At 63.4% G+C, this 17,006-nt stretch carries 15 protein-coding genes and 3 tRNA genes; 14 read left to right on the top strand and 4 right to left on the bottom strand.

Features of this window, described 5'->3' with window-relative positions; translation table 11 throughout:
- Nucleotides 1-72: 72 nt before the first annotated feature.
- From lepA to nagZ, 8 genes are all read left to right on the top strand, one after another.
- Nucleotides 73-1,866 (top strand): translation elongation factor 4, encoded by a 1,794-nt coding sequence (lepA, locus tag FQ755_RS21520; protein WP_144156789.1) that lies wholly within the window; start codon nt 73-75, stop codon nt 1,864-1,866.
- An 18-nt stretch (nt 1,867-1,884) separates the two neighbouring features.
- Entirely contained in the window at nt 1,885-2,778 is an 894-nt protein-coding gene (lepB, locus tag FQ755_RS21515) for a signal peptidase I (RefSeq protein ID WP_144156788.1), read from the top strand.
- Between the two features lie 198 nt (nt 2,779-2,976).
- Nucleotides 2,977-4,080, top strand: coding sequence for a ribonuclease III (rnc, locus tag FQ755_RS21510; protein ID WP_144156787.1), 1,104 nt, complete (start codon nt 2,977-2,979; stop codon nt 4,078-4,080).
- 54 nt (nt 4,081-4,134) lie between these two features.
- On the top strand, nt 4,135-5,034 hold the full coding sequence (era, locus tag FQ755_RS21505; RefSeq protein WP_144156786.1) for a GTPase Era: 900 nt from the start codon (nt 4,135-4,137) through the stop codon (nt 5,032-5,034).
- A complete protein-coding gene (gene recO, locus FQ755_RS21500; RefSeq protein WP_144156785.1) occupies nt 5,021-5,983 on the top strand; it encodes a DNA repair protein RecO in 963 nt (320 codons plus the stop codon). The genes era and recO overlap by 14 nt, the downstream gene beginning before the upstream one ends.
- Complete coding sequence (gene pdxJ / locus FQ755_RS21495) at nt 5,980-6,744, top strand: pyridoxine 5'-phosphate synthase (protein ID WP_144156784.1); 765 nt, start codon at nt 5,980-5,982, stop codon at nt 6,742-6,744. Before recO ends, pdxJ begins: the two co-directional genes overlap by 4 nt.
- 12 nt (nt 6,745-6,756) lie before the next feature.
- Complete coding sequence (acpS, locus tag FQ755_RS21490; protein ID WP_144156783.1) at nt 6,757-7,167, top strand: holo-ACP synthase; 411 nt, start codon at nt 6,757-6,759, stop codon at nt 7,165-7,167.
- Nucleotides 7,168-7,223: 56 nt separating this feature from the next.
- The gene (gene nagZ, locus FQ755_RS21485) at nt 7,224-8,252 is read left to right on the top strand and encodes a beta-N-acetylhexosaminidase (protein WP_144156782.1); all 1,029 of its coding nucleotides are present in this window, start codon (nt 7,224-7,226) and stop codon (nt 8,250-8,252) included.
- 13 nt (nt 8,253-8,265) lie between these two features.
- Here the strand turns inward: nagZ and FQ755_RS21480 are convergent, their stop codons facing one another.
- The 4 genes from FQ755_RS21480 to earP form a co-directional block, all read right to left on the bottom strand.
- On the bottom strand, nt 8,266-9,648 hold the full coding sequence (locus tag FQ755_RS21480) for a sigma-54-dependent transcriptional regulator (protein WP_144156781.1): 1,383 nt from the start codon (nt 9,646-9,648) through the stop codon (nt 8,266-8,268).
- A 126-nt stretch (nt 9,649-9,774) separates the two neighbouring features.
- A complete protein-coding gene (locus FQ755_RS21475) occupies nt 9,775-9,978 on the bottom strand; it encodes a CsbD family protein (RefSeq protein ID WP_144156780.1) in 204 nt (67 codons plus the stop codon).
- 290 nt (nt 9,979-10,268) lie between these two features.
- On the bottom strand, nt 10,269-10,826 hold the full coding sequence (efp, locus tag FQ755_RS21470) for an elongation factor P (RefSeq protein ID WP_144156779.1): 558 nt from the start codon (nt 10,824-10,826) through the stop codon (nt 10,269-10,271).
- 251 nt (nt 10,827-11,077) lie between these two features.
- On the bottom strand, nt 11,078-12,307 hold the full coding sequence (earP, locus tag FQ755_RS21465) for an elongation factor P maturation arginine rhamnosyltransferase EarP (protein ID WP_144156778.1): 1,230 nt from the start codon (nt 12,305-12,307) through the stop codon (nt 11,078-11,080).
- Nucleotides 12,308-12,418: 111 nt separating this feature from the next.
- Between earP and uvrC the strand changes: the two genes are divergently transcribed.
- The 6 genes from uvrC (at nt 12,419) to FQ755_RS21435 (ending at nt 16,942) form a co-directional block, all read left to right on the top strand.
- Nucleotides 12,419-14,728, top strand: a complete 2,310-nt coding sequence (uvrC, locus tag FQ755_RS21460) for an excinuclease ABC subunit UvrC (protein WP_144156777.1) — start codon at nt 12,419-12,421, stop codon at nt 14,726-14,728.
- A gap of 174 nt (nt 14,729-14,902) precedes the next feature.
- The gene (gene pgsA, locus FQ755_RS21455; protein WP_144156776.1) at nt 14,903-15,496 is read left to right on the top strand and encodes a CDP-diacylglycerol--glycerol-3-phosphate 3-phosphatidyltransferase; all 594 of its coding nucleotides are present in this window, start codon (nt 14,903-14,905) and stop codon (nt 15,494-15,496) included.
- A 121-nt stretch (nt 15,497-15,617) separates the two neighbouring features.
- A tRNA-Gly gene (locus FQ755_RS21450) sits at nt 15,618-15,693 on the top strand.
- 65 nt (nt 15,694-15,758) lie between these two features.
- Nucleotides 15,759-15,834: transfer RNA gene (locus FQ755_RS21445), tRNA-Gly, on the top strand.
- A 114-nt stretch (nt 15,835-15,948) separates the two neighbouring features.
- Nucleotides 15,949-16,022 (top strand) — tRNA-Cys (locus FQ755_RS21440).
- 170 nt (nt 16,023-16,192) lie between these two features.
- Nucleotides 16,193-16,942, top strand: a complete 750-nt coding sequence (locus FQ755_RS21435) for a TraB/GumN family protein (RefSeq protein WP_144156775.1) — start codon at nt 16,193-16,195, stop codon at nt 16,940-16,942.
- The last annotated feature ends 64 nt before the right edge of the window (nt 16,943-17,006 follow it).

The following is a 17,006-nucleotide window of genomic DNA, read 5'->3' as shown; positions in this document are numbered from 1 at the left end:
AGGTTTTTCACCTACTTACAAGGCGTGCTCCGCAATCGTCCGAGCGCGCCTTTTTCGCTTGATCGGTACTGAATGGATCATATTCGTAATTTCTCGATCATTGCGCACATCGACCATGGCAAGTCGACGCTCGCCGATCGCATCATCCAGATTTGCGGCGGCCTGTCCGACCGCGAAATGGAAGCTCAAGTGCTCGACTCGATGGATCTCGAGCGCGAGCGCGGCATCACCATCAAGGCACAGACTGCGGCACTGACGTACAAGGCTCGTGACGGGCAGATCTATAACCTGAACATGATCGACACGCCGGGGCACGTCGATTTCTCCTACGAAGTCAGCCGCTCGCTGTCGGCGTGCGAAGGCGCGCTGCTGGTGGTGGACGCGAGCCAGGGCGTCGAAGCCCAGACGGTGGCGAACTGCTATACGGCTATCGAACTGGGCGTCGATGTCATTCCGGTGCTCAACAAGATCGATTTGCCGGCTGCAAATCCGGAAAATGCGATCACCGAAATCGAAGACGTGATCGGTATCGACGCCACCGACGCCACGCGTTGCAGCGCGAAGACGGGTCTGGGCGTCGAAGACGTGCTGGAAGCGCTGATCGCGAAAGTGCCGCCGCCGAAGGGCGATCCGGACGCGCCGCTGCAGGCGCTGATCATCGATTCGTGGTTCGACAATTACGTTGGCGTGGTGATGCTGGTGCGTATCGTCAACGGCACGCTGCGTCCCAAAGACAAGATCCGCCTGATGGCGACCGACACGCAGTATCCGGTCGAACACATTGGCGTGTTCACGCCGAAGTCGAAGAACCTGGAGTCGCTGTCCGCGGGGCAGGTGGGCTTCATCATCGCCGGCATCAAGGAACTGGCGTCCGCCAAGGTGGGCGACACGGTCACGCTGGTGAACCGTCCGGCCCCCGAACCGCTGCCGGGCTTCAAGGAAGTGAAGCCGCAGGTGTTCGCCGGTCTCTACCCGGTGGAAGCGAACCAGTACGACGCGCTGCGCGATTCGCTGGAAAAGTTGAAACTCAACGACGCTTCGCTGCACTACGAGCCGGAAGTTTCGCAGGCGCTGGGCTTCGGCTTCCGTTGCGGCTTCCTGGGGCTGCTGCACATGGAGATCGTGCAGGAGCGCCTCGAGCGCGAGTTCGACATGGACCTGATCACTACGGCGCCGACCGTGGTGTACGAAGTCCTGCAACGCGACGGCACGGTCGTCATGGTCGAGAATCCGGCCAAGATGCCGGACCCGTCGAAGATCGAAGAAGTGCGCGAGCCGATCGTCACCGTGAATCTGTATATGCCGCAGGATTATGTCGGCGCGGTGATCACGCTGTGTACGCAAAAACGCGGCGTGCAGATCAACATGCAGTATCACGGTCGCCAGGTTCAGCTCACGTACGAAATTCCGATGGGCGAAGTGGTGCTCGACTTCTTCGACCGCCTGAAATCCATGTCGCGCGGCTACGCGTCCATGGACTACGAGTTCAAGGAATATCGCGCGGCGGATGTCGTGAAGGTCGACATGCTGATCAACGGCGACAAGGTGGATGCGTTGTCGGTGATCGTGCACCGCTCGCAGAGCCAGTACCGTGGCCGCGAAGTGGCGGCCAAGATGCGCGAACTGATTCCGCGCCAGATGTACGACGTGGCGATTCAGGCAACCATCGGCGCGAACATTATTGCCCGCGAAAACATCAAGGCCTTGCGTAAGAATGTGCTGGCAAAATGCTACGGCGGCGATATTTCGCGTAAGAAGAAGCTGTTGGAAAAGCAGAAGGCAGGCAAGAAGCGAATGAAGCAGGTCGGGTCCGTTGAGATTCCGCAAGAGGCTTTCCTCGCAATTTTGCGTGTCGAAGACAAATAAGACGAAGAACGGAACTTTATGAATTTTGCGCTGATTCTTTTTGTGCTCGTCATCATTACGGGCATCGCGTGGGTCGCAGACAAACTGGTTTTCATGCCGCAACGGCGGCGCGCAGCGGACGAGGCAGTCGCCGAGTTCGATCGTCAGCAGAGCCGCGTCGGCGAGCGTTTCGCCGACGAAAACGCGCCGCAAACGCGCGCCCGTCTGCGTGACGAAAAGCTGCGCCAGCCGTGGTGGCTCGAGTATTCCGCGAGCTTTTTCCCGGTGATCCTGGTGGTGTTCGTGGTCCGCTCGTTCGTGGTCGAGCCGTTCAAGATTCCTTCGGGGTCGATGGTGCCGACGCTGCTGGTGGGCGATTTCATCCTCGTGAACAAGTACGAATACGGCATTCGCCTGCCGATCACCAACACCAAGATCACCGAAGGCCGGCCGCTGGAGCGGGGTGACGTGGTGGTGTTCCGTTATCCGAAAGACGAATCGGTGGACTACATCAAGCGCGTGATCGGCTTGCCGGGCGACGTGGTGGCGTATCAGGACAAGCAACTGACGATCAACGGCAAGCCGGTGGCGGAAACGCCGCTGCCGGATTACTTCGACGAAGAGCGCATCGGTTACGCGAAGCAGTTCGAAGAAGACATCGACGGCCGCAAGAACGCGATTCTGAACAATCCCGCGGTGCCGCCGTTCATCGTCGGCGCGGAAGATTATCCGTACCGCGATAACTGCACCTATAACGCGCGCGGGGTTATCTGCAAGGTGCCGCCCGGCAACTATTTCATGATGGGCGACAACCGCGATAACAGCGCCGACAGCCGCTATTGGGGTTTCGCGCCGGACAAGAATATCGTCGGCCGCGCGTTCTTCATCTGGATGAATTTCAGCAATCTGAAACGCATCGGCACGTTCCACTGAATGTCGCTGCATCTGACCGCACGCTAGCCATGCAATCAGCGTGCAATGACCGCACGACGCGCCGCGCGCCTCGGCTTCATCGGGCGCGCCGTGTTATCACGCTACTTTAAGAACGTGCGGTAAGGTCGCTTCACTACGCTTTTTCCGTCGGCCGCCCGGCGTTTTCGCCGGGGCGGGCGCCCGCGTTATACTCTGCACATGCCCCTATCTCCGTTGGAAAGCCGTTTGCGCTACGAATTTCGCAATGCGGAATTGTTGCGCCAGGCTTTAACTCACCGCAGTCACAGTGCCACGCATAACGAGCGGCTGGAATTTCTCGGCGACTCCGTTCTGAATTGCGCGGTGGCTGCGCTATTGTTCCAACGTTTCGGCAAACTGGACGAGGGCGACCTGTCACGCGTCCGCGCCAATCTGGTCAAGCAGCAGTCGCTCTACGAAATTGCTCAGGCCCTGAATATCTCGGACGGTCTGCGCCTGGGCGAAGGCGAGTTGCGCAGCGGCGGTTTCCGCCGCCCGTCGATCCTCGCTGACACGCTGGAAGCCATTCTGGGCGCCATCTTCCTCGACGGCGGTTTCGACGCCGCCCAGACGGTCATCAAGCGGCTTTATGTGCCGATTCTCGACCATATCGATCCACGCACGCTCGGTAAGGATTCCAAGACGCTGCTGCAGGAGTATCTGCAGGGCCACAAGATCGCCTTGCCCACCTACACCGTCGTTGCGACTCATGGTGCGGCGCACAATCAGCAGTTCGAAGTCGAATGCACGGTGCCCAAGCTGGAAGTGAAGGTGTCCGGTTCCGGCGCCAGCCGCCGCGCGGCCGAGCAGGCTGCGGCCAAGAAGGCGCTCGACGAGGTGATGGCGGCCGCGCCCGCCGTGGTGGCCAAACCCAAGCGTTCGAAGGGCGCGCGCGCCGCGAAAAACGCCGAGCTGGAGATCGTTCCCGGCGTAACCGGCGTGCAGACGGCGCTCGATCTGCGCGCTCCTGACCGCAAGACCGAACGTCATGCGCGCGGCGAGCCGAAAGCGACCGTCGCCGAAGCGCTGGCCGAGCGGCCGCAGGCTACTTCGGCGCCGGCTGTTGCGCCGCTTGCCGTGATTCGCGCCGCCCACGTCGAATACAGCAACAGCGGCCAGGCCGTGGCAGAGAAAGACAAGCCCGAAGCCGCCCACGCCCGCAGCACCGACAAATCCGCCGCATCCCGTAGCCGCGAACCCGCGCCCGGCGCGGCGGCGCCAGCCGAACTCGAACCCGGCATTGCCGACGCGGAACAAACGCGCGTCGCCGATGCGGGCCACTGATGTCATGGGCGCGCGCTCTGCCGCGCGTCCGTACGAACTTGCTGCAGCCCGAATATGAACGCTCCCACTCCCACTGGTTTTCGCTGCGGCATGGTCGCGATCGTCGGCCGGCCCAACGTCGGCAAGTCCACGCTGATGAACGCGCTGGTCGGCCAGAAAGTCAGTATCACGTCGCGCAAGGCGCAAACCACGCGCCATCGCATCACCGGCATTCACACGCTGGAAGACGCGCAGTACATCTTCGTCGATACGCCGGGTTTTCAGACCAAGCACAGCGGCGCGCTGAACCGTTCGCTGAATCGCGCGGTGACGTCGACGCTGACCTCGGTCGACGCCATCCTGTTCGTCATCGAAGCCGGCCGTTTTGGTCCGGACGACCAGAAGGTGCTCGACCTGATTCCGCCGTCGGTGCCCACGCTGCTGATCGCCAACAAGCTCGACCGCGTCTCGGATAAGGACTCGCTGTATCCGTTCATGCAGCAGGTGAGCGCGCTGCGCCAGTTCAACGAGATCGTGCCGCTGTCGGCCAAGAATGTGGACGACATCAAGCGTCTGATGGCGACCGTCAAGCCGTTCCTGCCGGAAGGCGCGCCGATCTACGGCGAAGACGACCTGACCGATCGCAGCGAGCGTTTTCTCGCCGCCGAAATCCTGCGCGAAAAAGTGTTTCGCTGGACCGGCGACGAACTGCCGTACACCAGCACCGTGCTGATCGACAAGTTCGAAACGGAAGGGCGCTTGCGGCGTATTTTCGCCACCATCATGGTGGAGCGCGACACGCACAAGGCCATGATCATCGGCCAGAAGGGCGCCAAGCTGAAGCAGATCAGCACCGAAGCGCGCCTCGACATGGAAAAGCTGTTCGACGGCCCGGTGTATCTGGAAACCTTCATCAAGGTGAAAAGCGGCTGGGCCGACAACGAAGCCGGACTCCGTGCGTATGGGTACGAATGACGCATGGATGACGCTGCAATCCGACGCTGAGCCGGACGACACCGAGCCGGACGCGTCGGCGCGTGAGCCTGTGAAGGCTCGCGCATCGAAGAAAAACTCTTCGGGGACCTCACCGCGCAGTGCCGCGCGCGACGCTTCACGCCGCTCCGCCGACACCGCAACGGACGCAGCCGGCGAACCGTCGCCGCAGCCCCGTAAAACCCCCGCCCGCCGCACGCCGCGCAGTTCCGGCTCCGAGTATAAGGTCACCGAGCAACCGGCCTTCGTGCTGCACAGCTATCCGCATCGCGAGACCAGCCTGATCATCGATGTGCTGACGCGTGATCACGGCCGCCTCGCGCTGGTGGCGAAGGGCGCCAAGCGTCCGCATTCCGCGTTGCGTGGCGTGCTGCAAACCTTCCAGCCGCTGGCGCTCGCGTGGTCCGGCAAAGCCGAATTGCGCACGCTGACCGGTGCCGAGTGGGTCGGCGGCATGTTGCCGCTTGCCGGCGACGCGCTGCTGTGCGGCTTTTACGTCAACGAATTGCTGGTCAAATTTTGCGGCCGCGAAGATCCGCATCCGCAACTGTTCCAGCACTACGTGGTCACCCTCGCGCGTCTCGCACACGACGAACCCGCCGTGCAGGTGCTGCGCTCCTTCGAGCGCGTGCTGCTGCGCGAAACGGGCTATGCCATGGCGCTGAACCGCACGGTATCGCGCAAGACCGTGATGGCCGAAGGCCGCTACGTGTTCGACCCGGAGCGCGGCGTGCGTGAAGCCTCGGACGAACTGCCTACGCAATGGCCTGTAGTGGCCGGCCAGACCTTGCTCGATATGGAAGCGGACGAGTACCATCGTCCCCAGACCGTGGCGCAAAGCAAGACGCTGATGCGCTTTCTGCTCAACACTTATCTTGGCGGCACGCCGCTCGCGACGCGCCAGATCCTTATCGACCTGCAGAACTTATGAGTTTCTTTCTTACGTCGCCTGATGTGATCGACCTGGGCGTGAATATCGATCACGTCGCCACGCTGCGCAACGCGCGCGGCACCTCGTACCCTGATCCGATCCGTGCCGCGCTCGATGCCGAAGCCGCCGGCGCCGATGCCATCACGCTGCATCTGCGCGAAGACCGCCGCCATATCGTCGACGCCGACGTGCGCAAGCTGCGTCCGTTGCTGACCACGCGCATGAATCTCGAATGCGCGGTCACGCAGGAGATGCTCGACATTGCCTGCGAAGTGAAACCGCATGACGTCTGCCTCGTGCCGGAAAAGCGTGCCGAACTGACCACGGAAGGCGGTCTCGACGTCGCCGGCCAGTTCGAAGCGGTGCGCGCCGCGTGTAAACAGCTCGCCGAGGCGGGCTCGCGGGTGTCGCTGTTCATCGACCCGGACGAAACGCAGATCCGCGCGGCGTATGAAGCGGGCGCACCGGTGGTCGAACTGCACACCGGCCGCTACGCCGAGGCGCACGACCCGGCCGAACAGCAGCGCGAGTACGAGCGCGTGGTGCGCGGCGTCGAATTCGGCCGCTCGCTCGGTATCAAGGTGAATGCCGGACACGGTCTGCACTACACCAACGTCCAGCAGATTGCCGCGATCGACGGCATCGTCGAGCTGAATATCGGCCACGCGATCGTTGCGCATGCGATCTTCGCCGGCTGGGACAACGCGGTGCGCGAGATGAAGGCGATCATGGTCGCCGCCCGTCTCGCGGCACGCGCTTAACGGCGCGCGAGCATGGCAATCTACGGCATCGGTACGGACGTCATTCAGGTCAGCCGGGTGGCGGCGGTGATGACGCGCACCAACGGGCGCTTCGCCGAAAAGGTGCTCGGACCGGACGAATTGAAGATCTATCACGCGCGTCAGGCCCGCTCGGCCGTGCGCGGCCTCGCGTTTCTCGCCACCCGTTTTTCGGCGAAAGAAGCCTTCTCGAAAGCGATCGGCCTCGGCATGCGCTGGCCGATGACGTGGCGCGCGCTGCAGACGCTCAACGAGCCGAGCGGCAAGCCGATGGTGGTCGCCTCGGGCGAACTGGCCGACTGGCTGAAAGCACGCAACATCACCGCTCAGGTCACGATCAGCGACGAGCACGATTACGCGGTGTCGTTCGTGATCGCCGAGACGCCGGACCGCGCTGCTCCCTGATTTATCCCGGTGCGGGGTCGGCAACCCGCGCCTTCTCTTTCTCTGCACGGAATTCGATGAAAACCACTCCCGGACCGGTGATGCTCGACGTGGTCGGCAAAACGCTCAGCGGCGACGACAAGCGCCGCCTCGCGCATCCGATGACCGGCGGCGTGATCCTGTTCGCCCGCCATTACGAGAACCGCGCGCAACTTGTTGCGCTGACCGAGGCGATTCGCGCCGTGCGCGACGATCTGCTGATCGCCGTCGATCACGAAGGCGGCCGTGTGCAGCGCTTTCGCACCGACGGCTTCACCGTGTTGCCGGCGATGGGCAAGCTCGGCGCGTTGTGGGATTCGGACGTGCTGCATGCGACCAAGGTGACGACGGCGGTCGGTTATATCCTTGCCGCCGAATTGCGCGCGTGCGGGATCGACATGAGCTTCACGCCGGTGCTCGATCTGAACTACGGCCAGTCGCAGGTGATCGGCGACCGCGCGTTCCATCGCGACCCGCGCGTGGTGGCGATGCTGGCGAAGAGTCTGAACCACGGCCTCGCGCTGGCGGGCATGGCCAACTGCGGCAAGCATTTCCCCGGACACGGTTTCGCCAGCGCGGATTCGCACGTCGCCATGCCGGTGGACGACCGTCCGCTCGAACAGATTTTGCGCGACGACGTCGCGCCGTATGACTGGCTGGGGCTCGCGTTGTCGTCGGTGATTCCGGCGCATGTGATCTATTCGCAGGTCGATCCGAAGCCGGCCGGTTTTTCGACGGTCTGGCTGCAGGACATCCTGCGCGGCAAGCTGCGTTTTGCGGGCGCGATCTTCAGCGACGACCTGTCGATGGAAGCCGCGCGTCAAGGCGGCACGCTCACCGAAGCGGCGAGCGCGGCCTTGCACGCGGGTTGCGACATGGTGCTGATCTGCAATCAGCCGGAGGAGGCGGAGAAGGTGCTCGACGCGCTGCGCTTCACGCCGTCGAAGGAATCGCAGGCGCGCCTCAAACGGATGCGCCCGCGCGGCAAGGCGCTCAACTGGAACAAGCTGGTGGCCGAACCCGAGTATCTGCAGGCACAGACGCTGTTGCGCAGCGCCTTCGCCTGATCGCGCAATCCCGTCAGTTCAAACGCATCCGCTGCAGCTTGTTGTACAGCGTCTTCGGACTGATGCCGAGCAGCGAGGCGGCGCGATGCCGCGTGCCGCCAACCGCGTCGAGCGTCGCGCGGATCAACATCTCTTCGACATCCGCGAGCGGCGTGCCGACCGTCACCTGGACGCGGCTGCCGTTCAGGTCGCGGCCGCCGGCTGAGCCGGCTTCGTCGGCGCGCAGCGTTTCGAGCACGTCGCCCGAGGCCTGATACGCGCGTCGCACGCGTTCCTGCAATTCGCGCACGTTGCCCGGCCATTCATACGCGAGACATTCGCGCAGGAAATTCGGTCCGATCTGTTTGGTCGAATCGGTGACGCCGCGCGCGCTGGCCTCGCGATTCAATTCGTCCACCATCGATTGCGCGAAGAGCGCGGCGTCTTCACCGCGCTCGCGCAGCGGCGGCAGCGTCACGGCGGCGGCGTCGAGGCGCAGCGCGAGGTCTTCGTGCAGGCTGCCGTCGGCGACCGCGGCGCGCGGCGACTTGCGTGTCGAGGCGATCAGGCGGAAATCCGTGACCACCGGATTGGTGCCGCCGACCCGCATGAAGGTCTGGGAGTCGAGTGCGCGCAGCAGTGCTTCCTGTTGAGCGCGCGGCAGTTCGGCGATTTCGTCGATAAACAGCGTGCCGCCGCTCGCCTGTTCGAACAGACCCTGCTCGCGGTGGTCGGCGCCATTGAACGCGCCGCGTTCGTGACCGAACAGGACGCTGTCGAGCGAACGGTTGGCCGCGAGATTCGCCGCCGTGCGGCAATCGAAGGCGACGAACGGGCCTTTACGGCGCCGGCTCATTTCGTGCAGCGTGCGCGCGGCGACTTCCTTGCCGGTGCCCGCTTCGCCGGAGATCAGCACGGCGGCTTCGGTGGGCGCGTTGTGTTCGATCAGGTCGTAGACGTGCTGGATCGCGCCGCTTCTGCCGAGCATATTGCCGAAGCGGCCGAGCTGGCGCAGCGTCGCGCGCAGGGTCTGGACTTCTTCGGTCAGCTCGTAGGGACGCGGGATGCGCGCCAGCAAGCTGCGCAGACGCGGAATGTTGACGGGCTTGAGCAGGTAATCCCAGATGCCGTGCCGCAGACCTTCAATCGCGCTTTCCACCGTGGCGTTACCCGTCATCACGATGACAGGCAGGGCGCCGCCGGGCGGTTGCGCGGGCAGATGCTGGAGCAGGTCCAGACCGCTGCCGTCGGGCAGGTTCAGGTCCACCAGCACGACGTCGGGGATGAAGCGGGTCAGGGCCGCGCGCGCTTCGGCAAGCGTCGTCGCGGTGTCGACCGAGAAGCCGTCGGCGGCGAGAATCGCGGACAGACCGGACAGGCTATTGGGATCGTCTTCGACAATCAAGGCGTGTGGCATGGCGAGCGCTATTTTTTAGGTGATGGAGGCCTTGCCGGGGCGCCGGCCGTCCGGCGCGGAGCAAGGGTGCGTTAGCCGGGCGCTGTTCCTTGCGGAATACAGCGCCGCGCGCGTTGTCATCGATGGTCAGTCGCGGTACGCGTCGAAGAAGCGGTTCACTTCACGCACGGCTTCTTCGCGGGTCTTGCCGTAGCGCTCCTGAATCAGGCCGGCGAGCTTGTCGGCGCGGCCTTCGGCCTTCGTCAGTTCGTCGTCCGTCAACTCGCCCCACGCCGTCTTTGCCTTGCCCATGATCTGCTTCCACTTGCCTTCAGCGATGTCGTTGTTCATGTCACGTCTCCAGAACGAGAAAAAAGGGAAAAGCCCTGAGGCCCTTGCCTCTCTTACTAGCAGGGAGCGTGCCATCAGCAATTACTTAAGCCTATCAATGGTTTATCGCACGTAGAGGGGTGCGGATTGCATGCGGATTGGAAAAATCGAAAAACCGTACCGGTAAAGATTTCCTCAACCATACACGGCCGCGGAAAAAAGAAAAAGCGCCCCGCGGGGCGCTTTTTTAATTCGGACCGGGTCCCGCAGCGTTGCGGGACGGGCCTGACAGAGCTTGCGCTTAAATGTAGTTAGGCGCGGCTGCGGTACTCGTGGGTACGCGTGTCGATTTCGATCTTGTCGCCGATGTTGCAGAAGAGCGGCACTTGCAGTTCGAAGCCGGTGTTCAGCTTGGCGGTCTTCAGGACCTTGCCCGACGACGTGTCGCCCTTGACAGCCGGTTCCGTGTAGATGATTTCGCGGATCAGCGTGGTGGGCAGTTCGACCGAGATGGCTTTCTCGTTGTAGAACACGACTTCGCAAGCCATGCCGTCTTCGAGGTAATGCAGGGCGTCGCCCATCATTTCGCCTTCGACTTCGAACTGGTTGTAGTCGGCGTCCATGAACACGTACATCGGGTCGGCGAAGTACGAGTAGGTCACTTCCTTGCGGTCGAGCAGCACGACGTCGAATTTGTCGTCGGCCTTGTAGACCGTTTCCATGCCTGCGCCGGTCAGCAGGTTCTTGAACTTCATCTTGACGACGGCGGAGTTGCGGCCCGACTTGTTGTATTCGGCCTTTTGCACGACCATCGCGTCGCTGCCGATCATCACGACGTTGCCGGTGCGGAGTTCCTGTGCGGTCTTCATAAAACTGTCCTGTACGAAATGAGTAGCTTCAACTGTGCTCAACGGCATACGGCGTAAGCGGGTACGGCACCTGTTGCTCCGAATTGCCGCGGCCCGTCGCCTTCCGAAAACCTGATTTACCCGGTGCGGGCGCGTACACGAGTGGCGCCGACGCGCGAGGACGACCCGGTTTCACTGAGGATGCACTGCCAGTGCCGGAATTCGCCGCCGCCATCGTGCCGCGCTTGCGTCGTCGGCCGTTGGATAACCGCTTATTTTAACTGACTTTTTGCGAATCCGGCCAGATTTCCAGCGAGGTCGCCGAGGCCGGCGAGTTCCTGCGCCCATGCGGCTGCACGCTGCTCGAAGAGGGCGCGGGGGCCCGAGAAATCCGCCCAGTCCGGCTCGCCGACGCCGTTCCAGGCATGCCAGAAGCGCCCGAGCGCCGCGCGAGCGGGCGCGGGCAATGGACCGGCATAGTGGGCGAGGGCGGCGTCCAGCTTCGGCAGATGTGCGTCGTCGGACTGCGGATAGATATGCCACACGAACGGCCGGGCCGCCCATTGGGCGCGCACGAACGAGTCTTCGCCGCGCACGAAATTGAAGTGGCTGGCCCACAGCAGCGCGTCGTAGCCGGCCTGGTCCGTGAATGCCAGCGCGTGGGCGCGCAGCTTGCCGCGCCCGGCATGCGAACCCGCCGCGAACGACGGCAAGCCGAAAAAGCGCGCGACCGCGGCGGAAATGCGGCCTTCCGGCACCAGCAGCACAATGGGATCCGCGCTCTCGCTCCATTGGCCGAGCAGGCTGTCGAGCGCCGGATTTTCGTAAGAGAAGAGCGAAATGACGGTGACTTCCGGGCCGGGCGCAGGCTGGCCGGTGGTCTGGCGCCACCAGGCCTCGCGTGCTTGCGGCGATGCTTCGAAAGCGGCGCGCGCGGCATCGAGGTGACGCTCCTTCAGCACGCCGCCGGTCCCCGCGGCGAGGCCCGGGAAGAAGAAGGTCTTGGTTAGCGGATAGCGCGAGTGCGGCGACTGGCGCAGATGAAAATCAGCGACCCAATCCTCGGCGCTCAGGTATTCGAGATTCAGCCAGACCGGCGCGCGCTCGCGGCGCGCCATCGCGGCGACGTAGACATGCGGCAGTTCGCAGCCGAACGCCTCGATCACCACGTCCGCGACTTCCAGCGTGTCGCCCACGTGCGCCGGCTCGCGCCAATGTTCAATGACGATGCCGCTCACCGCCTGGCGGCTGCGCGACACATCCAGCGCGGGACACAGCTTCCGGAACGCGTGCAGGTCGTCGACGAACAGGCGCACCTGCCAGCCGTGCTCGCTCGTCAACTGGCGCGCGAGACGCCAGCACACGCCGATATCGCCGAAGTTGTCGATCACGGCGCAGAACAGGTCGCAGGCGATGGCGTCGCCAGCCGCAACCGGCAGGTTCGGCGACGGCGTGGCGGACGGAGCAGTCGAAAGCGGGGCAGAACGGCGCGCGGAGGACATGATGGCGGGCATCCGGGTCTCGGACGCGTGCGGAATGTTCTAAACTGGCGATTCTAAAGCACTCACCCCAGTCTCCGCGTGAATCCCGGCGCGGTGCTCATTCGATTCTGCATGACCAAGCCAGACGCAACCGCTGCTTCCGAAACGCCCGAGTCATTCGAGCCCAAGAAGGTGCTCGCGCAACTGCCGCATCTGCCCGGCGTGTACCGCTATTACGACGCGAGCGGCGCCGTGCTGTACGTCGGCAAGGCGCGCGACCTGAAAAAGCGCGTCTCGAGCTATTTCACCAAGACGCTGCTGTCGCCGCGCATCGCCATGATGGTGACGCGGATTGCGCGCATCGAGACCACCGTCACGCGCTCCGAGGCCGAGGCGCTGCTGCTCGAAAACAACCTGATCAAGGCGCTCACGCCGCGCTACAACATTCTGTTTCGCGACGACAAGTCGTATCCGTACCTCAAGCTGACCGGCCACAAGTTTCCGCGCATGGCGTATTACCGCGGCTCGGTGGACCGCAAGAACCAGTACTTCGGACCGTTCCCGAGCGCGTGGGCCGTGCGCGAAAGCATCCAGATCCTGCAGCGCGTGTTCCAGTTGCGGACCTGCGAAGACTCGGTGTTCAACAATCGCACGCGGCCTTGTCTGCTGCATCAGATTGGGCGCTGCACGGCGCCGTGCGTCGGTGCGATTAACGAGGAAGATTACGCGCGCGACGTCGCCAATGCTTCGCGCTTTCTGCTCGGCAGGCAGAGCGAAGTGATGAAGGAGCTCGAAGAGAAGATGCACGCGTTTGCCGGCGAGTTGAAGTTCGAGCAGGCGGCGGCGGTGCGCAACCAGATGAGTTCGCTGTCGACGGTGCTGCATCAGCAGGCCATCGAAGTGGGCAGCGACAGCGACGTGGACATTCTCGCGGTGGTCGCGCTCGGCGGGCGCGTGTGCGTGAACCTCGCGATGGTACGTGGCGGCCGTCATCTGGGCGACAAGGCGTATTTTCCTTCGCATGTGGAAAGCGCCTTGACCATCGACGAAGGCGGTCTCGACGATGGCGACGCGGATGCGCAGGGCGTGCTGAAGGCGGTTGTCGCGGAAGGTTTACGGGCGGCGGAAGAGGCATCGCTCGCGAGTATCGTGGCGCAGCGGCGCGCGGGCGGCGCGGCGGATGCCGATGCACAGGCCGACGCGCTGGCGGATGCGCTGGCGATCGCGCAGGAGTTGCGGTCCGAAGATGACGACGTGGACGCTGCGGACGACGCGGACGACGAAGCGGATGAGCTCGCCGACGAGGAGCCCGCCGACTCAGAAGCCGCCGCAGTAGAAGAAGCCGCCGCTGCGAACGCCGCTCAACCCGCGCGCCGCCGCGTCACCGGCATCGAATCCGAAGTCCTCGAAGCCTTCATCGCGCAGCATTATCTGGGCAACCGCGTGCCGCCCGTTTTGGTCGTGAGTCATGCGCCGGCTAATCGGGAACTCGTCGATCTGCTGATTGAGCAAGCGGGCCACAAGGTCACGCTGCTGCGCCAGCCTCAAGGACAAAAGCGCGCATGGCTGGCAATGGCCGAGCAGAATGCGCGGCTTGCGCTGGCGCGGCTGCTCTCCGAGCAGGGCTCGCAGCAATCGCGCACGCGGGTGCTCGCCGACACGCTCGGCCTCGAATGCGACGACCTCGCGCATCTGCGTATCGAATGCTTCGACATCAGCCATACGATGGGCGAGGCGACCCAGGCGTCGTGCGTGGTCTATCACCATCACAAGATGCAGTCGTCGGAGTACCGCCGCTACAACATCACAGGCATTACGCCGGGCGACGACTACGCCGCCATGCGCCAGGTGCTGACACGCCGCTACGAAAAAATGGTCGCGCAGGCCGCCGCGAATGCCGCAGACGCCGCGCTGGAACAACCGGCCGCCGATCCGGCGCTCGCGGCGGCCGCCGCCCCGCTCGCCGCCGACGCCCCCGAACCCGCCGCCGGCGGCCTGTTGCCGAACATCGTGCTGATCGACGGGGGCAAGGGCCAGGTGGAAATCGCGCGCCAGGTGTTCACCGAAGTAGGTCTGGATTGCGGGATGCTGGTGGGCGTGGCGAAGGGCGAAGGGCGCAAGGTCGGGCTCGAAACGCTGATTTTCGCGGACGGCCGCGCGCCGCTCGAACTGGGCAAGGAAAGCGCCGCGCTGATGCTGGTCGCGCAGATCCGCGACGAGGCGCACCGCTTCGCCATAACCGGCATGCGCGCCAAGCGTGCCAAGACTCGCCAGACCTCGCGCCTCGAAGAACTCGAAGGCGTCGGCGCAAAACGCCGCCAGCGGCTGCTCGCACGCTTCGGCGGGCTGCGTGGCGTGGTGGCGGCGAGCGTCGAGGATCTGGCCAGCGTCGAAGGAATTTCCCTCGCGCTGGCCGAGCAGATATACCGGCAATTGCACTGAGCGCGGGCGAGGCGGCGCCGCCAGGGTGGCCGTCCCTTGCCGGCGAAAGCCTCGGACGCGGCACCTTGCCCACTATTTGCCCGCTGTTCGCCGCCTGTTTGCGGCATGTTTGCTTGTGGCAGGCCTTCTGACACGGCACAATTGCAACTCTCTTGTCAGACGCTGCGCCTGCCCATGCCGTTTAATTTCCCGATTTTCCTGACGTGGCTGCGGATTGTTCTGATTCCGCTCGTCGTCGGCGTGTTTTATTTGCCTGACATGATGATGAGTCCCGCGCACCGCAATCTGGCGGCGGCGACCATTTTCATCATGGCTGCGCTGACAGACTGGTTCGACGGCTACCTCGCCCGCAAGTGGAACCAGACCTCGGCATTCGGCGCGTTCCTCGACCCGGTGGCCGACAAGCTGATGGTGACGGCCGCGCTGCTGGTGCTCGTGCAACTGGCGCGGCTCGATTCGGCGATCGCGCTGATCATCGTCGGCCGCGAAATTGCCATTTCGGCGCTACGCGAATGGATGGCGCAGATCGGCGCGTCGAAGAGCGTGGCGGTGAACTCGCTCGGCAAGTTCAAGACGACCTGCCAGATGATCGCGATTCCCATGCTGCTGTTCTACGGGCCGCTGCCGCTCGCGCCCGGCGTGAGTATCGATACCCGCGTGTGGGGCATGTGGCTCGTGCTGCTCGCCGCGTTCCTGACCATCTGGTCGATGCTCTATTACATGAAGCTCGCGTGGCCGCAGATTCGTGAACGGGGCGGGATCGTGTGAGCAAAAAATGTCTCGTAAAAGACCTGCTTGAAAGGGGTTGACACGTTTCAGCGCTTTATACATAATCTCGTTTCTCCGATGCACGCGGTTCTGAGCAACGGGGTGTAGCAAGCAGCAAAACGCGGGAGTAGCTCAGTTGGTAGAGCGCAACCTTGCCAAGGTTGAGGTCGCGAGTTCGAGACTCGTCTCCCGCTCCAAAATTTTTGAAGCAGCGTTTTGTGTGTGGCGAATGTAGTAACAAGGCGTTGTGAAGCAGCATTATGCGGGAGTAGCTCAGTTGGTAGAGCGCAACCTTGCCAAGGTTGAGGTCGCGAGTTCGAGACTCGTCTCCCGCTCCAGACATTCGGGGAAGCAACGCTTCCCTTTTTGTTTGGTGGACTGACCGGCCATCGAACAAATCTGCGAACCCCGTTTCCACGCAATCAGGTGCGACGGATCAGCAGCCCGCTTACGGCGCGATAGCAAATCGGTTATGCAGCGGCCTGCAAAGCCGTTTAGGCCGGTTCGACTCCGGCTCGCGCCTCCAGCAGTTGTCAAAGAAAAGCCCCGACTTGTCGGGGCTTTTCTTTTTTCGGCGTCACATTGCATGCGACGCAAAAGTCGGCAAGCTAGGTCCGGCCACGCCAGCGGTCACGCACGATCCGTCGCATATGAAATACTGTGCGTCATTTTCTTCGGACCACGGGTTCTTCATCCATGTATCTACAGCTCACCGGCACGCAGGTCCGATTGCTGGGTTCGATGCATCTGTTTCCCGCCTCCAGTCCGCGCATGCCCGCATGGGTTTCGCAGGCGTTCGACTGGGCGGACACGCTCGTCTTCGAATCCGACGCGCAATCCATCCTGCCGTTTCTGAAGCGTGAGACCGGCGCATCGATCGAACACGCTTTGCCGCCTGATGTTTGGCGCCGTCTCGACGCATCGTGGCCGTCCGCGGGCGTACTGGCTCCGCTCGGCGACTTGCGTCCGTGGGCCGCAATGATGGTTGCGCCGACGCTTTGTCAGCGCGTCGTAGAGGGCGTCGAGCCGAGGATGCTGCGAGAGGCCGCGGCGCAGTCGAAGCCCTATCGCTATCTGGAAACGGTCGATGAGGTGGTCGCCTCGCTCGAGTCGATTCCGTTGCCGGCCATCTGCACCGGACTCGAACTGCTGCTCGCCGATCTGACCGAACCGCAACGCACACTGGAACGTATGCAGGCCGCGTGGCTGCAACGCGATCTTCAGGGTCTCTATGACGTCGCCGCCGAATCGCCGATGTTCAGCCTGCCCGGCATTCGCAGCGCGATTCTCGACGCGCGCAATCTCGCGTGGGCGCCGCGGGTGCGGGAAGCGTTCGATAGTCCCGAGCGCACGCTCGTCGTGGTCGGCGCGTTGCATCTGGCCGGCCCGGACAATCTGATCGATCGCCTGCAACATCCCATTGAAGAGATTGCAGCGAGCGGTTGAATGCCCGCTAAGTGTTTGCGGCAAGTCGGCAGGATCATGTGCGCCCGGCAAATAAAAGGGCTTT

The sequence above is a fragment of the Paraburkholderia sp. BCC1885 genome (assembly GCF_900996235.1).
Lineage (GTDB): Bacteria > Pseudomonadota > Gammaproteobacteria > Burkholderiales > Burkholderiaceae > Paraburkholderia.
Note: the sequence above shows the minus strand (reverse complement) of the source record. Positions and strands in the feature narration are given on the sequence as shown.

Coding starts and splice junctions, on each gene's coding strand:
- FQ755_RS21435 (WP_144156775.1), top strand. CDS start 16,193: ATGTATCTACAGCTCACCGGCACGCAGGTCCGATTGCTGGGTTCGATG.
- efp (WP_144156779.1), bottom strand. CDS start 10,826: ATGAAGACCGCACAGGAACTCCGCACCGGCAACGTCGTGATGATCGGC.
- FQ755_RS21475 (WP_144156780.1), bottom strand. CDS start 9,978: ATGAACAACGACATCGCTGAAGGCAAGTGGAAGCAGATCATGGGCAAG.
- pgsA (WP_144156776.1), top strand. CDS start 14,903: ATGCCGTTTAATTTCCCGATTTTCCTGACGTGGCTGCGGATTGTTCTG.
- uvrC (WP_144156777.1), top strand. CDS start 12,419: ATGACCAAGCCAGACGCAACCGCTGCTTCCGAAACGCCCGAGTCATTC.
- era (WP_144156786.1), top strand. CDS start 4,135: ATGAACGCTCCCACTCCCACTGGTTTTCGCTGCGGCATGGTCGCGATC.
- lepA (WP_144156789.1), top strand. CDS start 73: ATGGATCATATTCGTAATTTCTCGATCATTGCGCACATCGACCATGGC.
- FQ755_RS21480 (WP_144156781.1), bottom strand. CDS start 9,648: ATGCCACACGCCTTGATTGTCGAAGACGATCCCAATAGCCTGTCCGGT.
- recO (WP_144156785.1), top strand. CDS start 5,021: ATGGGTACGAATGACGCATGGATGACGCTGCAATCCGACGCTGAGCCG.
- nagZ (WP_144156782.1), top strand. CDS start 7,224: ATGAAAACCACTCCCGGACCGGTGATGCTCGACGTGGTCGGCAAAACG.
- acpS (WP_144156783.1), top strand. CDS start 6,757: ATGGCAATCTACGGCATCGGTACGGACGTCATTCAGGTCAGCCGGGTG.
- earP (WP_144156778.1), bottom strand. CDS start 12,307: ATGTCCTCCGCGCGCCGTTCTGCCCCGCTTTCGACTGCTCCGTCCGCC.
- lepB (WP_144156788.1), top strand. CDS start 1,885: ATGAATTTTGCGCTGATTCTTTTTGTGCTCGTCATCATTACGGGCATC.
- rnc (WP_144156787.1), top strand. CDS start 2,977: ATGCCCCTATCTCCGTTGGAAAGCCGTTTGCGCTACGAATTTCGCAAT.
- pdxJ (WP_144156784.1), top strand. CDS start 5,980: ATGAGTTTCTTTCTTACGTCGCCTGATGTGATCGACCTGGGCGTGAAT.